Source organism: Flavobacterium glaciei (genome assembly GCF_003350545.1).
GTDB classification, from domain to species: Bacteria; Bacteroidota; Bacteroidia; order Flavobacteriales; family Flavobacteriaceae; genus Flavobacterium; species Flavobacterium glaciei.
Map to the genome: position 1 here is coordinate 1 of NZ_QQBA01000020.1, position 20,931 is coordinate 20,931.

Here is a 20,931-nt window from a genome sequence, read left to right on the forward strand (position 1 = left end):
AATTTAGAGGCGTTAGAAACGTTGCGTTTTTCCTTTTTAGGCTAACTAATATTTATGCTTAATTTTTGCTTCCCCACAGGTTTTAGGATTGATCCGGATTGATCCATAAAACCACCAATTAATATTCAAATCTATCCATTTGACTATTCTATTTTAAGCTCTTGATTTTCCATTTTTTGATGTGAAATTGGGTGTAATTTATTTTACCTATTAGCAGTGGATATGCAAACAAAAAGTAGTGGTAAAGTTAAGAGGGTTCGTACATCTCTATATTATAACAAAAACTTAGGTTAAGAGATTGAAGATCCTAGTCGGAGTTCGAACCGAAATTACCCACAAACACTGTCTTTGTTAAAATTAAAAAAATCTCGGAAGGATTTTCGAACTAAAAAAAACCTCCAAAATCAAATGACATTGGAGGTTTGTACATCATGGTGGGCGATGAGGGGTTCGAACCCCCGACCCCCTCGGTGTAAACGAGGTGCTCTGAACCAGCTGAGCTAATCGCCCTAAACAATGCAGTCATTTTCATTTCCTTATTGCGAGTGCAAATATACAGCTAGAAATCGTATCTACAAGCGAAAAAGTAAAAAAAATGTATGAAATATTAACTCTGTTTTCTTTTATGCTCTATAATAGCACTTTATGTTAATCATGAAACGCTGTTATTTTTTTGTATTGATTCGTTATAGTCTTACATTTGCGATATAAATAATAGATAATGGCCAGGTTCAAAGAAAACGATTTACCAAAATCAAAAATTACTGCAAGTTCACTCCAAAAAGCAACTGTAATATTTCAATTCGCAGGAAATCACCGTTGGAAATTTTATGTTGGTTTAATTTTTTTATTATTTACCGGAGCAACCGCTTTAGCTTTTCCAAAATTAATGGGAATGCTTATCGATTGTGTTAAAAACAAAGACAACTCACAAGCAAATATGATCGCTGGAGGTTTGATAATAATCTTATTTCTTCAATCTATATTATCGTTTTTTAGACTGTATTTATTTGTCAATTTTACTGAAAACACATTAGCTAATCTTAGAGTCGCACTTTACAGTAATTTAGTAAAACTGCCGATGTCTTTCTTTTCGCAAAAACGTGTTGGGGAATTAAACAGTAGAATAAGCTCTGATATAACACAAATACAAGACACTTTAACATCTACAATTGCTGAATTCCTAAGACAATTTATTTTAATTGTTGGGGGTGTTCTTTTGTTAGCAAACGAAAGTATAAAATTAACGTTGTTGATGTTATCCGTAGTTCCGCTTGTAGCAGTAGCCGCAGTCATCTTCGGAAGATTTATTAGAAAATATTCAAAAAATGTTCAAGATAAAGTTGCCGAAAGTCAGGTAGTTGTTGAGGAAACTATGCAAGGCATCAGTATTGTTAAGGCTTTCGCCAATGAATGGTACGAAATTGCTCGTTACAACGGAAAGATAAAGGAAGTAGTTGCAATAGCCATAAAAGGTGGGAAATACCGAGGATATTTTGCTTCATTCATTATTTTCTGTCTTTTTGGAGCCATTGTTGCCGTAGTTTGGTACGGTGTTCGATTGAGTATCAGTGGGGAAATGAGTGTGGGTCAATTGATTTCGTTTGTTTTGTATTCCACATTTGTAGGTGCCTCTTTTGGTGGAATCGCTGAACTTTATGCTCAAATTCAAAAAGCGATTGGCGCAACAGAACGTGTTTTTGAATTATTAGATGAAACTCCTGAAAAGATTAATTCGATTCAAAATACTGCAGAAAGTCAGAAGATAAAAGGTAATGTTACATTCAAAAATGTAGCCTTCAGTTATCATTCGAGAAAAGAAATCAAAGTATTAAAAGATGTTAGTTTTACTGCAAATTTTGGACAAAAAATAGCAATTGTAGGACCTAGTGGAACAGGAAAATCGACTATAGCCTCGCTTTTATTACGTTTTTATAATATTGATGAAGGAGAAATATTAGTTGACGGAAAAAATATTTATGATTTTGATTTAGAAAGTCTTCGTGGAAACATGAGTATTGTACCTCAAGATGTAATATTATTTGGTGGAACTATCAGAGAAAATATTGCTTACGGAAAACCAAACGCCACCGATGAAGAAATTCTTATAGCTTCAAAACAAGCCAATGCATTTAATTTCATTGAAAGTTTTCCTGAAAAATTTGAAACATTAGTGGGCGAAAGAGGAATTAAACTTTCTGGAGGACAACGACAACGTATTGCTATTGCCAGAGCATTATTGAAAAACCCAAGTATTTTAATCTTAGATGAAGCTACATCATCATTAGACAGCGAAAGCGAAAAACTGGTTCAGGAAGCACTTGAAATTCTGATGCAAGGAAGAACAAGTATCATAATTGCACACCGCCTTTCGACAATTCGAAGTGCAGATCAAATTTTGGTTTTGGATAAAGGAAAAATTACAGAACAAGGAACACATCAAGAATTAATAGCTTTAGAAAATGGTATCTATAAAAATTTAAGTAATCTGCAGTTTAGCAATTCTTAAATTTAAACTACCTTGTCATTATTTTGTACACTGATAATACCGATTCGCAAAAGCGAAACACGGACAAAAACTGATTTTATCATGTTGTTAATTCAACTAAAATCAGTTTTTATCCGTGTCTTTACGAAGTAAATCCGTGTAATTCGTGTTCTATTTTATGTAGACTACTTCCCTTTTCTTCGGTTACGCTCTGTTTTTATCATCTCTAATTCACGACTCGTTTGTCCCGCTACTGAAGTATTTTCTTCAGCACGACGAATTAAGTACGGCATCACATCTTTAACTGGACCAAAGGGCAAATATTTTGCTACATTATATCCATTTATAGCTAGATTGTAACTGATATTATCGCTCATACCGTATAATTGACCAAACCAGATTCTGTCATCATTAGTTTTAATTCCTTTTTCCGGCATCAATTTCATTAAAGTATATGTACTTAATTCATTGTGGGTACCTGCAAAAATAGACATCATATCCAGATGCTCAATCATATAGTGAACGGCCGCATCATAATTTTCATCTGTAGCTTCTTTTGATGCACATATAGGTGATGGGTACCCTTTTTCCTCAGCACGAACAATTTCTTTTTCCATGTAAGCACCACGAACTAATTTCATTCCTATAAAGAACCCTTCTTTTTTGGCTTGCTCATGTAATTTTTTCAAGTAATCTAAACGATCCCAACGATACATTTGCAACGTATTAAAAACTATTGCTTTTTCTTTGTTGTATTTACGCATCATTTCAGTCACTAAATCATCTGCAGCGTCTTGCATCCAACTTTCTTCACCATCAATCAAAAGAGCCACATTTTTAGAATGAGCATCTTTACAAACCAAATCAAAACGCTCTACTACCCTATTCCATTCTGCTTGTTCTTCTGGAGTAAATGGTTGTTTCTCTCCTAATTTTTCATACAATTCAAAACGACCAAAGCCTGTAGGTTTAAAAACAGCAAAAGGAATCGCTTGACGTTCTTTGGCAAATTCGATGGTTTTTAATGTCATTTCAAGCGCAGCATCAAACTGATCTTCCTCTTCTTTTCCTTCTACAGAATAATCTAAAACAGATGATACACCTTTAGTATACATTTTATCAACCACAGAAAGACAATCTACTTCATTTACACCACCACAAAAGTGGTCAAAAACAGTTGCACGAATCAATCCTTCAACTGGAAGATTAGCTTTAAGGGCAAAATTAGTAACCGCAGTTCCAATACGTACAAGTGGTTGATTAGCTATCATTTTGAAAAGAAAATAAGCTCTATCTAATTCGGTATCGCTTTTTAATGAAAAGGCAACTTGCGTATTATTGAATATTTTATCCATTATTTGTTAAATTTTTGTACAAATATAGACAGAGTTTTGAATATTATTTCCCAAAAATTACCTTATTTTGCGGTTCCAATTAATCTATAATGATGCAATCAATTCAAGCCAACAGTTATCCAATACATTTCAACGAAAAAGGATACGAAGCATTAAACCTTTATTTAAAAGAAAATAAATACTCCAACCTATTTATAATTGTAGACAGCAATACTAATGAGTTTTGCTTGCCTAATTTTCTTCCTTATCTGGAAACTGATCTTACAATTGAAATTATTGAATTTGATGCGGGTGAAGAAAATAAAAATATTGAGACTTGCGTTCAAATCTGGAATGTACTCACTGAACTTGGTGCCGATAGAAAAACTCTTGTAATCAATTTAGGAGGTGGCGTTGTTACTGATTTAGGAGGCTTTGTTGCTTCGACATTCAAACGTGGTGTTGATTTTATTCATGTTCCTACTACCCTATTATCAATGGTTGATGCTTCTGTAGGCGGGAAAAATGGGGTTGATTTGGGGAATTTAAAAAACCAAATTGGTGTTATAAATGTTCCCATAATGGTACTTATAGATACACAATATCTTGAAACGGTACCTCAAAATGAAATGCGTTCCGGTCTTGCAGAAATGTTGAAACATGGTTTGATATATGATAAGAAATATTGGGAGCAATTTTTAGATTTAAAAGCTTTAGATTTTGCTGATTTCGATTCATTAATTTACCGTTCGGTTGAAATAAAAAATGAAATCGTCCTTCAAGATCCTACGGAGAAAAATATCCGTAAAGCATTAAATTTTGGACATACTTTAGGTCATGCTATTGAAAGCTACTTTCTAGAAAATGAAAATAAAACTACTTTGCTGCACGGAGAAGCTATTGCTGTTGGGATGATATTAGAAAGTTTTATTTCATTGGATAAAAAACTAATCAATAAAGAAGAATATTCTGAGATAAAAACCTGTGTCAAATCTATATATGATGACATCCTCTTTGAAGAAAAAGACATTCAACCAATCTTAGAATTACTGATTCACGACAAAAAAAATGAGTATGGTAATATTCAGTTTGCATTAATTGAAGGCATTGGAAAAATAAAAATCAATCAATCAGTTGAAAATGAATTAATTCTTAAGGCTTTTGAGGATTATAAATCTTAATTATTTTTTATAAAAAGCGTTGCATTGCGTATATAATATTTTTTACATTTGCAGTAATGAAAAAAAATCAAAACAAGCAAAATTATAGATCTAATAAAATACGAAACAATATGTCTTTTTTAAGAATATTGAAACGGTTTTATTCTATAAAAGGGAACTTTAGTTTTGATATTTTCCAATACATGAAAGCAGAAAACGAGAAGCTTCAGATCGTTTATGCAAATATCCGAGTTTGAATTATAGATTAATTTGTCTACACTTTTTTAATCTATAATTATAAAATATAATGAATACAAAATATTCTGATTTAATCAATCAAACCTATTACTTTCCTCAAGAAGAATTTACTTTAAACAAAGATACTCTTCAGTTTCACAATATCGATTTGATGAAACTAGTAGAAAAATATGGAACTCCATTAAAATTTACATATTTACCTCAAATTTCCAATAACATTAACAAAGCCAAAAGTTGGTTTCGTAAATCAATGGAAAAAAATAAATACGAGGCAAAATATTACTATTGCTATTGTACAAAAAGTTCTCATTTTGAATACATCATGAATGAAGCTTTTAAAAATAACATCCATATTGAAACATCATCTGCTTTTGACATCAATATCGTTGAAAATTTATTGGTAAATGGTAAAATTAATAAAAGTACCTATGTAATTTGTAATGGTTTTAAAAGAGACCAGTACATTGAGAACATAGCGAGACTTATTAATAATGGACATAAAAATACAATTCCAATTATTGATAATTATGAAGAACTTGATTTACTTCAAGGTCAGATTAAAAACAAATTCAAAATAGGAATAAGAATTGCAGCTGAAGAAGAGCCGAAATTTGAATTTTACACTTCAAGATTGGGAATTGGATACAAAAATATTGTTCCGTTTTACAAAAAGGAAATCAAAGAGAATAAGAAATTGGAACTTAAAATGTTGCACTTTTTTATTAACACTGGAATTAATGACAACGCTTATTACTGGAATGAACTAGTGAAATGTATTAAGGTTTACGTAGCCTTAAAAAAAGAATGCCCATCTCTTGACGGATTAAACATAGGTGGTGGTTTTCCAATAAAAAACTCTTTGGCATTTGAGTACGATTATCAATACATGATTGATGAAATCATCAATCAGATTAAAATAGCTTGTGATGAAGCTGAAGTTGATGTTCCCAATATTTTTACTGAATTTGGTTCCTATACTGTAGGCGAAAGTGGCGGAGCTATTTACCAAATTTTATATCAAAAACAACAAAATGATAGAGAAAAGTGGAATATGATTGACTCCTCATTCATTACTACTTTACCAGATACTTGGGCAATTAACAAACGTTTTATTATGCTTGCTGTTAATCGCTGGAATGACACTTACGAGCGGGTTTTGTTAGGGGGAATGACTTGTGATAGCGATGATTATTACAACTCAGAGCAAAACATGAATGCAATCTATTTGCCAAAGTATAATAAAGAAAAACCATTGTATATTGGATTCTTTAATACAGGAGCATATCAAGAAACAATTGGTGGATATGGAGGCTTACATCACTGTCTTATTCCACAGCCTAAACATATATTGATCGACAGAGACGAGAACGGATTTTTGGCAACAGAAGTATTTTCGGAACAACAAACCTCTGAAGATGTCTTGAAAATATTAGGTTACGACAAAAAAAAATAAATTCACAATAATTCAATTAGTCAATTTAAAAATTCATTAAATTTGGTATTATAGTATATAATATAATGATTTTTAAGTATTTAAATTTAAAAAAATGAGCAAAGGACCTATCAGTCAGTTTATTGAAAAGCATTATTTGCATTTTAATTCTGCATCTTTAGTTGACGCAGCTAAGGCTTACGAACAACAATTAGCCAATGGTGCAAAAATGATGGTGAGCATGGCTGGAGCTATGAGTACGGCAGAAATTGGAAAAATATTTTCTGAGATTATTCGTCAGGATAAAGTACATATTATTTCTTGTACTGGAGCAAACCTAGAGGAAGACATTATGAATTTAGTAGCTCATTCTCATTATGAAAGAGTACCTAACTATCGTGACTTAACTCCTCAAGACGAATGGGACTTATTAGAAAGAGGTTTAAATCGTGTAACTGATACTTGTATTCCAGAGCACGAAGCTTTCCGTCGTTTGCAGAAGCACATCTACAAAATCTGGAAAGATGCTGATGATAATGGCGAAAGATATTTTCCGCATGAATTTATGTACAAGATGTTACTTTCAGGTGTTCTAGAAGAATATTATGAAATTGACTTAAAAGACAGTTGGATGTATGCAGCTGCTGAGAAAAATTTACCTATTATTGTACCAGGATGGGAAGATAGTACGATGGGAAATATATTTGCATCTTATGTAATTAAAGGAGACTTAAAAGCTTCTACAATGAAATCCGGGATTGAATATATGGTTTTCTTGTCGGATTGGTATCCTAAAAACAGTACTAACGGTGTAGGTTTTTTCCAAATTGGTGGTGGTATTGCAGGTGATTTTCCAATTTGTGTAGTACCTATGTTGTACCAAGATATGGAAATGCATGACATTCCTTTCTGGAGTTATTTCTGTCAGATTTCAGATTCTACAACCAGTTATGGTTCGTATTCTGGAGCAGTGCCAAATGAAAAAATAACTTGGGGTAAATTAGACATTAAAACACCTAAGTTTATTATTGAGTCAGATGCTACCATTGTAGCGCCTTTAATTTTCGCTTATTTATTAGATTTATAGATTAATTTTATGAAAAGAGTAATTGTTGATTACGCAAAACTTACCAATGAAATTTTAAACCTATTGGTAGATAAATTTCCAGATGGTTATGATGATTCAAACATTATTAGTTTTAGAAACGCTAAAAATGAATTGGTTGAAGCAGTTGAAGTACGAACTGAAGACACTATTTATTTAGTAAAAGTGAGCACTAAACTTGCTGATAGAATTGAAAATTATGATGAAGATGATGAAATTATCATTGATGAAGTTGTTGAACCAATCAAAGGTTTAGATTTAGATGACGATATCGACGACGACGACGAAGATGACGCAATCGACAAACCAGATTCTGATTCAGGAGATGATGAGGATGACGAAGATGCTGATGAAAAAGATTTCTCAGATGAAGACGATGACGAAGATGAGGATTAATTAATCCTATTTTAAATATATTTATAAAAAGGAACTCATTCACGAGTTCCTTTTTTTATAACTTTAGACTTCTAAATACAAGCCACAATGACTCATGAAATTTTACACGCCAAACTCAAAGAAAACTTTGGTTTTGAAAAATTCAGACCCAATCAGGAAGAAATAATCAATTGCATTCTTTCTGGACAAGATACATTAGCAATAATGCCTACAGGTGGAGGAAAATCAATTTGTTTTCAATTACCTGCATTACTATTTCCAGGAATCACAATCGTAATTTCCCCTCTCATCGCTTTGATGAAAGATCAAGTCGATAGCTTAAAAGCAAACGGAATTGAAGCCTGTTTTATCAACAGTAGTCAAACTGAGGACGAACGTCAATTTTATATCGAAAGCTTAAAATCGAATGCAATTAAGCTCGTTTACATTGCTCCAGAAAGTTTGTCTTTTTTTGACAATATTTTCAATAGTTTGACCATAAGTCTAATCGCTATCGATGAAGCACATTGCATTTCATCTTGGGGACATGATTTTAGACCAGCGTATACAAATCTTGGATATCTCAAAAATCGCTTCCCTTCTACTCCAATCTTAGCTTTAACTGCAACTGCTGATAAAGCTACACGTAAGGACATTAGCGAACAATTAAATCTAAAAAATCCAAAATTATTTGTAGCTTCTTTTGATCGAAAAAATTTGAGTTTAGAAGTACGTCCCGCTTTGGACAGAGTCAAACAAATAATAGATTTCATTCAAGAAAAACCGAATGAATCTGGGATTGTATATTGCTTAAGCAGAAAAACCACCGAAGAACTGGCCGAAAAATTGCAAAAAATAGGCATTAACGCCAAAGCATATCACGCTGGTTTAGATAGTAAAGTTCGCTCGAAAACACAAGATGAATTCATCAATGATGATTGCAAAGTGGTTTGTGCTACCATTGCTTTTGGAATGGGAATTGACAAATCAAATGTTCGTTGGGTGATTCACTACAACTTACCGAAAAATATTGAAGGTTATTATCAGGAAATTGGTCGTGCCGGTCGCGATGGTTTACCATCAGAAACCGTATTGTTCGAAAGTTACGGCGATGTGATTCAATTGCAAAAATTCGCTTCTCAAGGATTAAATGCGGAAGTTCAGCTGGCCAAACTGGAGCGCATGAAACAATATGCCGATGCGCTGAGTTGTCGCAGGAAAATATTGCTCTCCTATTTTGGCGAACTCGTAACAGAAAATTGTGGGAATTGCGATATCTGCAAAAATCCGCCGCTATTTTTTGATGGAACCATCATTGCACAAAAAGCATTATCGGCAATTATTCGGTTACAGGAAACCGAACCACTGCCTGTAATCATTGACTTTTTGCGCGGTTCTAAAAATGCTTACATCTTTGAAAAAGAATACCAAAACCTAAAAACGTATGGAGTTGGCGCAGATCTCTCTTGGTATGATTGGAATCAATATTTGATACAATTGATTAATTTGGGCTATTGTGAAATTGCCTTTCATAAACAAAACAAAATAAGATTAACCGCTCTTGCCAAAAAGGTATTGTTTGAAGGCGAAAAAGTACAACTGACGACGGTTCAGAAAATTAATATCGAGAAACAAGAAATCAAAGAAACGAAAAGCAAATCAGTAGCTAACTCGCTTTTTGAAACATTGAGAAAATTACGCTACGAAATTTCCAAAGAAGAATCTGTTCCGGCTTATGTAATTTTCAGTGATGCGGCTTTACGCCAAATGGAAACCGAAAGACCGATGAGTGATACCGAATTACTAGCAATTGACGGCGTTGGTAAAGCTAAATTAGAAAAATATGGTGATGCTTTTATCAAAGCGATTATTGATTTTCAAAAATCTAAAGTTGTCAAAAAAAAGAAAGAAGCGTCCACCTACAAAGAAACATTGGAACTCTATAAAAATGGACTTTCTGTGGAGGACATCTCTCAAAAAAGAAAACTAGGACTAAGTACAATCATGTCGCATTTAGCAAAATTGTACCTAGACGGTGCTAATATTGACTTGAGTCCGTTTATTACTGAAGAAGAAGTTTCGCAAATCGCTGAAGCACAAATAAAACTGGAATCACCAAATGCGTTGAAACCTTATTTTGATTATTTTGAAGAAAAAATAGACTACGGAAAAATCAGATTAGCATTGGCAATATTAGAAAAAGAAAACACAGTATTTTAAAAGATTAATATGATTAATTCCTTTCCTCCTTTTGTAAATTCTGAAACAAAAATTTTAATTTTAGGTACAATGCCTGGCATAGCATCTCTAGAAAAACTGGAATATTATGCCCACAAAAGAAATCATTTTTGGAAAATAATATACACTTTGCTGAATAATTTACCGATAGCCGAAGTTTTTGAAGAAAAAATACACTTACTCCATACGAATAACATTGGACTTTGGGATGTTTTAGAATATTGTGAAAGAAAAGGAAGCTTGGACATCCACATTAAAAATCAAAAAGAAAATGATTTTGAAAGCTTGTTTAAAGAATTCCCCGAAATCACTACAATCATTTTTAACGGAAAAGAAAGTCATAAATACTTTATGAAAAAATTTGGACAAATAAAAGGCATCACGTATTATGTGATGCCTTCTACTAGTCCTGCTAATACTATGTCATTTGAAAATAAGCTAAAAATCTGGTCAGCCGCTTTTCAATAAATTACAAATACCTTTCTTCGAAAACTTTTAGATGGTGTTTTTGATGTCCAATCATAATAAAACCAATCGCTCGAACGGAAACAGCTACATTAGAAGCAGTTCCAATTCTCTTTAATTGTTCTTCAGATAAACTTTTGAAAAGAAATAAATTCGAATGTCGCACAGCTGAAAATTCAGTCAGTAAATCCTGAATACTTCTATTTGCAGCTTGAGTATTATTTACATAATCATTTTCATCAAAACCGGGTAAAGGTGTTTGATCATTTCTGGAAATACGCAAGGCACGATACGCAAAAATACGCTCGGTATCTATCACATGCTGGATAATTTCTTTAATATTCCACTTGCCTTCTGCATACCTAAAATCAAATTTATCCATTGGAATATTTTGGACAAAACGGATAAAATCATGCAATGAAATTTCTAATTCTTCAATCAAATTTACGTCTCCTAAAGCGTTTACATAAGGAGCATAATAGGCAGCGTATTCGTTTACGGGTAATTCTGTTGACTTCATAGTTTTATCTTTTAAGCAGAGTTTCTACTGGCATTTGTATTTCCAAAAAGAGAGCGAGTCACTATTTTTTCGTACACTTTTATTAAAGCTTCATCAGGCTGAGTTTCTTTGTTTAACTCATTAATTCGCAATAAAGCATATTGCTGTATTGTCAACAATGGCATTACAATACGCTCTCTTATTTGTATTGATGCTTTACCATCAGGATAATTTTCCATTAGCTCTTTGTGACCTGCAATTTTCAAAAGCAATCGTTTTGTTTCTAAAAATTCTTCATAAATAATTTGCCAAAAAGCACCAAATTGAGGGTCTTTTTGCATATAAGCTGTCAGTGGAAAAAATGATTTTGCCAATGACATCATACTGTTTTCTAACAAGGTTTTAAAGAACAATGAATTGTCATATAAATCCTGAACTTTATTCCATTGATTTGTATCTTCAAAATGTTTTAGCGCTGTACCAACACCAAAAAATCCAGGTACATTTTGCTTCAACTGGCTCCAAGAACCCACAAAAGGAATGGCACGTAAATCTGCAAAATCTAAATGTTCTGATTTACTTCTTTTAGATGGTCGGCTTCCAATATTCGTTTTAGCATAATATTTCAACGTGCTCATTTGTTCCAAATAAGGAATAAATTTAGGGTGGTTTTTGAAGCTCAAATACTTTTCATAACCAATTCCTGCTAATTGATTCAATATGCTTTTTTCATCTAAAGTCAATTCATTTTGTCCTTTGCTAAAAACCTGATTAGTCACACCAGCACTTAATAAATTTTCTAAGTTATAACGACAGGAATCTAATGTCCCAAAATTAGAACTTATCGTTTGTCCTTGTACAGTAACCTGAATTTCATTATTTTCAATATTTGGACCTAATGAAGCATAGAATTTATGTGTTTTTCCACCACCACGGGCTGGAGGTCCACCACGACCATCAAAGAAAATCGCTTTTACACCATATTTTCTGGAAATCGCAGTAAGCTCTTCTTTTGCTTTATAAATACTCCAATTTGCCATTAAATAACCTCCGTCTTTTGTTCCGTCAGAGAAACCAAGCATGATGGTTTGTTTGTTATTTCTACTGGCTAAATGTGCTGCATAAGTTGGATTGGTGTACAATTTCTCCATGATTTCATGTGCATTTTGCAAATCATCAACCGATTCAAAAAGCGGAATAATATCTACTGGAGGATTCTCCCAATTACTCAAACGGAATAACGCAAAAGTTTCCATAACATTCAACGCGCTTTCATTATTGCTAATTATATAACGGTTAGCGCCAAATTCACCATTATTTTCCTGAATTGTTTTAATCGCCTGTATAGATTCTATTGTCAAACGAGTCATCTCATTCGGAAAAACAGCCGCATCAAGGTTTCCACTAACACTTGATAAGACTTTGAGTTTTTCTTCTTCTTTTAATTCAAAATAATTTTTCGGGAATACCTCAGGATTTGTTTTAAGATAAAATTCAACAACGTCATTAAAGACAGCATCATGAATTTTACTATTCTGACGAATATCTAAAGATGCAAAATGAAATCCAAATAAATTTACTTTTATCAAAAGCGCATCCAATTCATCTAAATATAACGATTGATGCTTGTCTATAATAATCTGTTTTATTTTACTTAATTGCGATTTAAATTCATCAATAGTAATGAAAATTTCTCCTTTAGAATAAAATACAGACCTATAAAGCTTTTGTTCCAATTCAGTAACCAAAGTATCTACTCCTGAAAAAGTTAACTTTCTTTTTAAACTTCTGATTTCGATATAATAACATTTCAAAATCGAAGTTCGCAAGCGTTCCGCTACTTTCAAAGTTATTTCAGTAGTTACAAATGGATTACCATCGCGATCACCTCCTGGCCAAAAACCAAGCTTAATCAAAGGATTTTTTATTGAGTTTCCGTTAAAAATATTTTTTTGAAGATAATGCACCATCTCACCAGAGGTATGATAAAACACATTTTCAAGATACCAAATTAAACTTACCGCTTCATCATAAGGATTTGGTTTTTCATTTTGAATAAAAGGAGTTTTACCTAACTGAGCAAGCAATTGCTTAATATTTAGTAAATCATTTTTACGAATCGCCTCTGTCAAATCATTGATTATTCCTAGAACAGCACCAGGATAAAACTGCGTAGGATGCGCAGTTAAAACCGTTCTCACATTAAAATCTTCTAAAAAATCGACTAATTCGCCTTCTTTATCTTTTGCATCTGACTTTTCCTTAATATCTCTCAAAGATCCTCTTCCTTCCATATTATTTACAACTGGAAAAGCAGCATCTTCAATAGCATCAAAAAGCACAATTTGACGTTCGATATATTGAATAAAACGAAACATGATATCAATCTTATCTGATTCTGATGGATCGTGTAAATACCTTTTGGCAAAAAAATCAACAATCTCCTTAGGAGTTTCTTGTTTTTTGAATCCTGTATCGCAAATATCTGTAAATAAAGGCAGTAATGCTCCTGTATTATCTATGGATTGAAAAGGCAATGTAATAAATACACTATTGTAAATGTTGTATTTAGAGAGAACATCCTGATTGAAACGTTCAATTTTAGGTAATGTGTACATAGTCTAGTTGTAGTTGGTTTAGTTAGTTAATTTGTCATAAAAAAACCCCAAGAATTAACTTGAGGTTATATTTATATATATAGCGCATTCAAGATTAATTACATATTTTTGAAAATAGTATGCATCAACCGCTTCTTATCATTTATGCTTTCCTCAAGTGAGATCATAGTTTCAGTTCTGTAAACACCCTCAATATCATCAATCATAAAGATAACATCTTTAGCGTGCTTAGTGTCTTTTGCTCTAATTTTACAAAAGATATTGAATTTCCCTGTGGTAACAGAAGCAACCGTCACAAACGGAATTTCATTAATACGTTCCAAAACAAATTTTGTTTGAGAAGTATTGTTTAGAAAAACACCCACGTAAGCGATAAAAGAGTACCCCAATTTATCATAATCTAGAACTAATGATGATCCCATGATAATTCCGGCATCTTCCATTTTTTTAACTCTGACATGAACAGTTCCTGCAGAAATCAATAATTTTTTGGCAATATCCGTAAATGGAACTCTTGTATTGTCTATCAACATATCCAAAATCTGGTGATCTACTTCATCTAAACGAAATTTACTCATAACTCTTTAATTAATGTTATTAATTGCTATTACAAAGTATAAAAATATACATAAAAACAATAAAAAGACAAAAATATTATATTTTTATCATTCCGTTAACAAATTTTATGTTATTATCTAAATAAAAATCAGCTTTTTGATTTAATTTAGGAATTGACTCAAAATCATCTTTATATAAAGCTCCTTCAGCATCGTATTCAAAATGACCAAAATAATTTTCTAAATTGTCTATTTGTGAAACATATGCATTAAAACATAACTGATTTTCAATTAACTCTTCTTTGTATTGAGCTGCAAAATTGGTGATTATTTCGATACCATCATAATTTATTTTGATGTTTTTATACATAAAATCATAAAAAACGACTTTATTTTGAGGAATATTCAAATATTTATTAATTCCATTGCTAACTATAACGTTTTCGCAAAGTGAAGTGAAACTGGAAATTAACGCCATAAATACAAATTTACGCGTCTCTTCCCTTTCATAATCATTTGCAAAATGACCTGCTTCAAACAATAATGTAGGAACGCCTAAATACTGAAACGTATCTCCAATACAGTTTATGTTAAATAAATCATCAAAACGACCAATTTGATTCGGCAAATACTCTTGAAGCTCCTCATTTATACTCGCAATCAAATTAATAGCTTTTAATCTCGAATCATTGATTTCCCGCTCTTCATTATAAGAAGGTGCTAAAAACGACAATGTAGCAGGTTTTCCTGTATCGCATACGCCAAAAATAGTACGCTGGTCATGAAGATTAAAGCAATAATCTGGTTTAAAAGACTCAAAAACTTCTCTTAAAATCTTACTTTCTGGCTGCGTGAGCGCTTGCGAATCGCGATTTAAATCAACTTTATTAGCATTTTCTCTGGTATATAATAATGCACCATCAGGATTCAACATTGGAATAGCGCAAAAAGTAAATGTTTTTAAAAATTGTTGTGCCAATTGCGAACCGCTTTGTAACACATTCAAAAAATCAAACAGCGCCTTTGTAGTCGTACTTTCATTTCCATGCATTTGTGACCAAAGGAAAATTTTAATTTTACCTTCTCCAATTTCATACGAATAAATCGACTTTCCTAAAACTGATTTTCCAATAATTTGAAGTTGATTATTGGTGTTTAATTTTTGTAATAACGGCTCAATAGAATCTAAAGCAATGTAGCGACCGTGAATAGTTTCTTCTTTATATTGACTGAATAATTGTTCTAAATTCATGTTGTTTTATTTAATTTACAAAAGTAAACATCTTTATATTTACATTTGTAAACAGTATTTTTACCAAATATTTTAATGATGTAAACACAATTTATGATTTAGTTCCTGCTGTTTTACATTTTGTAATTAACAATTGTTATCATTTTATAAAATGTATTTTATATATTTATTTATCAATACATTACGTCAATTTATATAATTTTAAACTTTAGCCTTTATTATACTATTAATGCTATTTACAGTTGTAATTTTGGTGTTTTAATAGATTTTGATTACATTTGTAAATAGTTAATTTTTAATTTTAATTTACAATGGTAAACACAGAGGATTTTATAAAAAGATTAGAAATTATACTAGATTATTACAGTTTGAATGCTTCTTCGTTTGCTGATAAAATTGGTGTACAGCGTTCTAGTTTATCTCACCTACTTTCAGGAAGAAACAAACCAAGCTTGGATTTTATTCTTAAAATATTAGAGGTATTTCCAGATGTGGATTTATATTGGATTTTAAATGGAAAAGGAAATTTTCCAAAAAATTCAGAACAATTGGATAAAAAAGAAAATAGCGTGGAGCAAATCGTAAATCAAAATATTATTAACACTCCTCCTCTTTCTGAAATAATTCCTGAGAATTTATTTTCGGAAATTAAAAATTCAAATCCGATTCCTACATTCGAAACAAATAAAATAGAAATTCAAAATAGTAACAATGAATCAAATTCTAATGAAATTGATAAAATAGTTATTTTTTATAAAAATGGAACTTTTAAAAGTTATCTGCCCAATTAAAAAAAGAAACCCATTTCGGAATTTCGAAATGGGGTTCTTATACATTATTTTTCTGTTTCAATTATTTTAACAATAAATTGAATTTATTTCTTACACTATCATTTATTCAAATGAAAATCCTTTTTCAGGAACTTTACCTTTTACACCTATATAATGTTTCTTCAAAATAGACATGTCACTTTCGATATCGCCAGAAGGAAAAACTGGTTTGCCTAAATTTACTTCTTTTCTACCAAAATCAAATGTGACTGGTACAATAGGAACATTTGCTTTCATAGCGATATAATAAAATCCTGTTTTTAATTCGGTGACTTTATCACGGGTTCCTTCAGGAGCGACAGCCAAACGAAAAATTTCTCTCCTTTGAAATATTGCAGCGATAGAATCTACTTTATTTAAACCTCCAGAACGATCCAGTGGTTCGCCTCCCATATATCTAAAATAAATCCCAAAAGGAAAACGAAACAATTCCTTCTTACCCACCCAGTTCATTTCTAATCCGGTTATTCCTCTGGTAAAAATTCCCAAATAAAAATCATGCGCACTGGTATGAGGCATTACCATCATTACACATTTTTTTATATTTGAATCAATTCCTCCAACTATTTTCCAACCCATAAGTCTGAAAAATATCCATTTATACAATTGCTTCTTCATTATTTCTTGTTTATTACAAAATAAATAATTTAAATCTTATTTTTGGGTAAAACTGAAAGCAATGATAAAAAAATTATTCAGCTATCTCATTCCATTAAAAATTCATCATACAAAATCTTCATTGAGCAAATCAATTGAAGTAACGTGGACAAATGGAGAATTAGTTTTAGATTCTGAAAACACTAATTATTCGTATGGCAGTTTGCAGCGGATTTTAAGATTAGGGTTAAAAAACATTGGCTATGAAAAAATAATTCCTATGAAACATATTTTAGTTTTAGGAGTTGCCGGCGGAAGTGTCATTAAAACATTAGTGGATGAAATAAAATACAAAGGAAAAATTACTGGAGTAGAAATTGATCCCGAAATCATTAAAATTGCCAATACCTATTTTAAATTATACGAAATTGAAAATCTTGAAATTATAATTGACGATGCTTTTGAATTTGTTCTAAAAACCAAAACCAAGTACGATTTAATTATTATTGATATTTTTCAAGACACTACAATGCCTAATTTTTTGTTTGAAACTTTTTTTACCAATAGAGTTTGCTCTCTTTTAAAAAGTCATGGCTTTATTCTTTTTAATACAATGCTATTAAATGACAGTCAAAATTTAAGAAATAAAAAATATGTCTCGGAATTTTTCAAAAGTGATTTTCAAATAAGAACCATTCCTAGAGTTGAAATTCATAACGAATTAATTGTTATTGAAAAAATAACGTAAAGCCAAAAATTCTTATTACAACATTTTTCGCGCTTTTTCTAAATCCTCTGGAGTATCAATTCCGATTCCGACATGAGTCGTTTCGACCATTTTAATTCGTTTCCCAAATTCCAAATAACGCAATTGCTCCAGTTTTTCGGATGCTTCCAAAGATTGCATTGGTAAACTATAAAAATCCAATAATGCTTGTTTTCTAAAAGCATAAATCCCGATGTGTTGCATGTAACGAACACCCACATTTTTCTCTCTTGGATATGGAATTACCGAACGAGAAAAGTACAATGCAAATCCGTTATGATCCACGACCACTTTTACATTGTTGGGATTATTGATATCGTCTTCATTAGTGATTTCGCGCATCAAAGAAGCTAAATCTACTTTTTTATCCAAATCATTTCTAAAAACTTCAATCACTTTTGCCAACGGTTCCGCATCGATAAATGGTTCGTCTCCTTGCACATTAACCACAATATCAACATCCAGATTTTCGACTGCTTCCGCAATTCGATCGCTTCCTGACTCGTGTTCTTTGATGCTTTTAATTGCTTTTCCACCATGAGAAACAATTTCGTCATAAATTAAATCAGAATCCGTTACCACAAAAACATCATCAAACAATTGTGTGTTTATGGCGGCTTCATAAGTTCTTAAAATGACCGTTTTACCTCCCAAATCCTGCATCAGTTTAGCGGGAAATCGTGTCGAAGCGTAACGGGCGGGAATGACGGCTATTATTTTCATTTTATATGGAATTGCTAAAGCGCTAAGTTAGTATGTTTTTAGGATTTACAAAATTGTTCTATATCCTTAAATTTGCTTCGTGATATTCCAAAAACTAATTTTACGCCTGATTGAAAAACCTAATTTCTCGTACAATTGTATTGCACCCTTATTATCTTCAATCACATGTAAATAAGGAATTTTATTTTGCTTGAAAATTTCATTTACGGTATGGACCACTAATTGTTTGGCATATCCTTTTCCGTTATGGTTGGGATGTGTGACTACGACGCTTACTTCGATAAAATCATTCATTTGCATGCGCTCACCAGTCACGCTAAAAAGTTCACCGTTTTTGAAAATGCCATAATAATTACCTAATAAAGCGGTTTTCTTTTTAAAATACCCCGGTTGCACTAAGTTCACCAACTCATATAAAGCATCAATATGTTCATCAGTCAGTTTTATGATAGGCTCATTAATGGCAATGTCGATTGGATTACAAACAATCATTTGAAGACAAACCAATTCTTTATTTACCTTTAATAGATTTGAAAGTTCCGGTTTTTCTCCAACAATAAAAAAACTATCAACCATCTCAGAATATTCATCGATAGACTTTGCAATCGCATTACCTTTTTCAAAACCACCAAACGGACAATAATCAGGATGATAAAATTTTACACTACCGTAATCTACTGCAAAACTTTGATGCGTTTCTGATAAAGAAAACCAAACTGGATTATCTAATTTTTTATCGTCTTGTGTTTTCACAATAAGTGGTTTTGAAGGTTGGTTTTATTGTTGATGATAATAGTAGTATTTAGTTTATTGTTTTTCTTTCATTCAATAATTTAATCATATTTTTCACAAGTAATTATTTGTTTATCAGAATAAGTAATTATTTTTTCTTTCTTAAAACTCTTTTTAATAAATATTTTAGGAGTAAAGTAAAACTCTTTTTTTTCTATAATTTTTTTTGTCTTAGGCGTTTGAGTATTTGAATTATTATTTATAAATGCATAATCTTCCAAATTCTCAATTTTTATTATTTTATTGTTCTCAAGATAATATTTATTTGTTATTGTTCCAGTCTCTCCACCATTTTGAGAAATTAAAAGCACTAATTTGTTATTATAAAAATACCCTATTAAATTTCCACCGCAAGTTTTCATATCATCAATTCCTAAAATCTCTAATTTACTTTGTTGTTGTAATTTATCAATTTTCAAAATTTTAATTTCTATATCATTCGGTTTTATATTTTGACAGTATGATATTTTCAAAGAAATTAGAAGTAGTAAACAAATTATTTTCTTCATTTTTATTTTTTTAACTAACCACTAATTCATTTTTATAATATCAACAAATTAATAAATAAGATTAATTTCACAAAGTCTACATAATCTTCATCGAAGTCATACTCAAAGAACCCGCCAACAGTTTATCATTAAATAAACTCAGTTCTTCGGTTTTTCCTTTTAATCCTAAAGTATATAATAAAGGTAAATAATGTTCTGGCGTAGGAATCGCTAATTGAAACGCTTTGCTCTGTTTTTCAAAATCAATCAATAATTGAAAATTTCCGGCCAGTAAATAATCATTTATTCTTGATCTTGCTTCAATTGCCCAATCGTAACCATAATTGTCTTTTTCGAAATTTTGAAAATCGACCAATCTTAAATTATGCACAATATTTCCACTGCCTACAATCAAGATTCCTTTGTACGCAGAGCACTCAGTTTTTGAGCCAGTTCAAAATGGTATTGGCCGGATTTTGTATAATCGATACTCAACTGAATCACGGGAACATTCGCTTCGGGATATAAATGTTTGATAACACTCCAAGCACCGTGATCCAAACCCCAATGTTCGTCCAGCTCTACTTCTACCGGCGTCAATAATTGTTTTGTTTCTATCGCTAATTCCGGACTTCCTTCAGCGGGATATTGCACGTCAAACAATGCTTGTGGAAAACCTCCAAAATCATGAATCGTTCGGGGCATTTCCATTGCGGTAACCTTTGTCCCTTTGGTAAACCAATGCGCCGAAATACACAAAATGGCATTTGGTTGCGGTAACGTTTTAGCCAAATTTCGAAAACCAGTCACAAACTGATTTTCTTCAATGGCATTCATTGGGCTGCCGTGTCCCAAAAACAAAACTGGCATTTTTTCAGTATTCGAAAAAGAGCCTGAAATTCTATGTAAGTCGTTTAATGTGTTCATAAACAATATATTTAATTTTTTTAAACC

18 protein-coding genes, 1 tRNA gene and 1 pseudogene are annotated in these 20,931 nt (G+C 31.7%); 9 read left to right on the forward strand and 11 right to left on the reverse strand.

Translation table 11 applies throughout. The annotated features are described in order from the left end of the window. Positions 1–432 precede the first annotated feature (432 nt). Positions 433–510 (reverse strand) — tRNA-Val (locus DFR66_RS12980). Positions 511–721: 211 nt separating this feature from the next. On the opposite strand from DFR66_RS12980, the gene DFR66_RS12985 reads away from it, so the two are divergent. Further along, complete coding sequence (locus DFR66_RS12985; protein WP_114755263.1) at positions 722–2,509, forward strand: ABC transporter ATP-binding protein; 1,788 nt, start codon at positions 722–724, stop codon at positions 2,507–2,509. Positions 2,510–2,673: 164 nt separating this feature from the next. On the opposite strand, the gene DFR66_RS12990 is transcribed toward DFR66_RS12985, so the two are convergent. Continuing rightward, complete coding sequence (locus DFR66_RS12990; RefSeq protein WP_114755264.1) at positions 2,674–3,843, reverse strand: proline dehydrogenase family protein; 1,170 nt, start codon at positions 3,841–3,843, stop codon at positions 2,674–2,676. Between the two features lie 92 nt (positions 3,844–3,935). Between DFR66_RS12990 and aroB the strand changes: the two genes are divergently transcribed. The 6 genes from aroB (at position 3,936) to DFR66_RS13025 (ending at position 10,858) form a co-directional block, all read left to right on the forward strand. Beyond that, positions 3,936–5,003 (forward strand): 3-dehydroquinate synthase, encoded by a 1,068-nt coding sequence (gene aroB, locus DFR66_RS12995; protein ID WP_114755291.1) that lies wholly within the window; start codon positions 3,936–3,938, stop codon positions 5,001–5,003. 286 nt (positions 5,004–5,289) lie between these two features. Beyond that, on the forward strand, positions 5,290–6,693 hold the full coding sequence (locus DFR66_RS13005) for a type III PLP-dependent enzyme domain-containing protein (protein ID WP_114755266.1): 1,404 nt from the start codon (positions 5,290–5,292) through the stop codon (positions 6,691–6,693). 94 nt (positions 6,694–6,787) lie between these two features. Then, the gene (locus tag DFR66_RS13010) at positions 6,788–7,759 is read left to right on the forward strand and encodes a deoxyhypusine synthase family protein (RefSeq protein WP_114755267.1); all 972 of its coding nucleotides are present in this window, start codon (positions 6,788–6,790) and stop codon (positions 7,757–7,759) included. A gap of 9 nt (positions 7,760–7,768) precedes the next feature. Next, the gene (locus DFR66_RS13015; protein WP_113633759.1) at positions 7,769–8,173 is read left to right on the forward strand and encodes a DNA primase; all 405 of its coding nucleotides are present in this window, start codon (positions 7,769–7,771) and stop codon (positions 8,171–8,173) included. A gap of 87 nt (positions 8,174–8,260) precedes the next feature. Continuing rightward, entirely contained in the window at positions 8,261–10,372 is a 2,112-nt protein-coding gene (gene recQ, locus DFR66_RS13020; RefSeq protein WP_114755268.1) for a DNA helicase RecQ, read from the forward strand. Between the two features lie 9 nt (positions 10,373–10,381). Continuing rightward, on the forward strand, positions 10,382–10,858 hold the full coding sequence (locus DFR66_RS13025; RefSeq protein ID WP_114755269.1) for a DNA-deoxyinosine glycosylase: 477 nt from the start codon (positions 10,382–10,384) through the stop codon (positions 10,856–10,858). A 1-nt stretch (position 10,859) separates the two neighbouring features. Here the strand turns inward: DFR66_RS13025 and DFR66_RS13030 are convergent, their stop codons facing one another. The 4 genes from DFR66_RS13030 to DFR66_RS13045 all read right to left on the reverse strand — a co-directional run bounded on the left by DFR66_RS13030 (position 10,860) and on the right by DFR66_RS13045 (position 15,781). Further along, entirely contained in the window at positions 10,860–11,375 is a 516-nt protein-coding gene (locus DFR66_RS13030; protein ID WP_114755270.1) for a DinB family protein, read from the reverse strand. Positions 11,376–11,386: 11 nt separating this feature from the next. Further along, positions 11,387–13,972, reverse strand: coding sequence for a phosphoenolpyruvate carboxylase (locus DFR66_RS13035; protein ID WP_114755271.1), 2,586 nt, complete (start codon positions 13,970–13,972; stop codon positions 11,387–11,389). 98 nt (positions 13,973–14,070) lie between these two features. Next, complete coding sequence (locus DFR66_RS13040) at positions 14,071–14,550, reverse strand: Lrp/AsnC family transcriptional regulator (protein WP_114755272.1); 480 nt, start codon at positions 14,548–14,550, stop codon at positions 14,071–14,073. A 76-nt stretch (positions 14,551–14,626) separates the two neighbouring features. Next, positions 14,627–15,781 carry a M14 family metallopeptidase gene (locus tag DFR66_RS13045; RefSeq protein WP_114755273.1) on the reverse strand — a complete coding sequence of 385 codons (1,155 nt, stop codon included), beginning with the start codon at positions 15,779–15,781 and terminating at the stop codon, positions 14,627–14,629. 311 nt (positions 15,782–16,092) lie between these two features. On the opposite strand from DFR66_RS13045, the gene DFR66_RS13050 reads away from it, so the two are divergent. Beyond that, positions 16,093–16,572 carry a helix-turn-helix domain-containing protein gene (locus DFR66_RS13050; RefSeq protein WP_114755274.1) on the forward strand — a complete coding sequence of 160 codons (480 nt, stop codon included), beginning with the start codon at positions 16,093–16,095 and terminating at the stop codon, positions 16,570–16,572. A gap of 102 nt (positions 16,573–16,674) precedes the next feature. On the opposite strand, the gene DFR66_RS13055 is transcribed toward DFR66_RS13050, so the two are convergent. Further along, positions 16,675–17,229: a 1-acyl-sn-glycerol-3-phosphate acyltransferase gene (locus DFR66_RS13055; protein ID WP_114755275.1), complete on the reverse strand. Its 555-nt coding sequence runs from the start codon at positions 17,227–17,229 to the stop codon at positions 16,675–16,677. A 61-nt stretch (positions 17,230–17,290) separates the two neighbouring features. Between DFR66_RS13055 and DFR66_RS13060 the strand changes: the two genes are divergently transcribed. Continuing rightward, complete coding sequence (locus tag DFR66_RS13060; protein ID WP_114755276.1) at positions 17,291–17,956, forward strand: spermidine synthase; 666 nt, start codon at positions 17,291–17,293, stop codon at positions 17,954–17,956. A gap of 15 nt (positions 17,957–17,971) precedes the next feature. Here the strand turns inward: DFR66_RS13060 and kdsB are convergent, their stop codons facing one another. The 4 genes and pseudogenes from kdsB to ygiD all read right to left on the reverse strand — a co-directional run bounded on the left by kdsB (position 17,972) and on the right by ygiD (position 20,904). Further along, entirely contained in the window at positions 17,972–18,697 is a 726-nt protein-coding gene (kdsB, locus tag DFR66_RS13065) for a 3-deoxy-manno-octulosonate cytidylyltransferase (RefSeq protein WP_114755277.1), read from the reverse strand. Between the two features lie 66 nt (positions 18,698–18,763). Then, positions 18,764–19,450: a GNAT family N-acetyltransferase gene (locus DFR66_RS13070; RefSeq protein ID WP_114755278.1), complete on the reverse strand. Its 687-nt coding sequence runs from the start codon at positions 19,448–19,450 to the stop codon at positions 18,764–18,766. Positions 19,451–19,530: 80 nt separating this feature from the next. Continuing rightward, positions 19,531–19,998, reverse strand: coding sequence for a hypothetical protein (locus DFR66_RS13075; protein WP_114755279.1), 468 nt, complete (start codon positions 19,996–19,998; stop codon positions 19,531–19,533). A 76-nt stretch (positions 19,999–20,074) separates the two neighbouring features. After that, positions 20,075–20,904: pseudogene (ygiD, locus tag DFR66_RS13080) on the reverse strand (4,5-DOPA-extradiol-dioxygenase). Between the last annotated feature and the right edge of the window lie 27 nt (positions 20,905–20,931).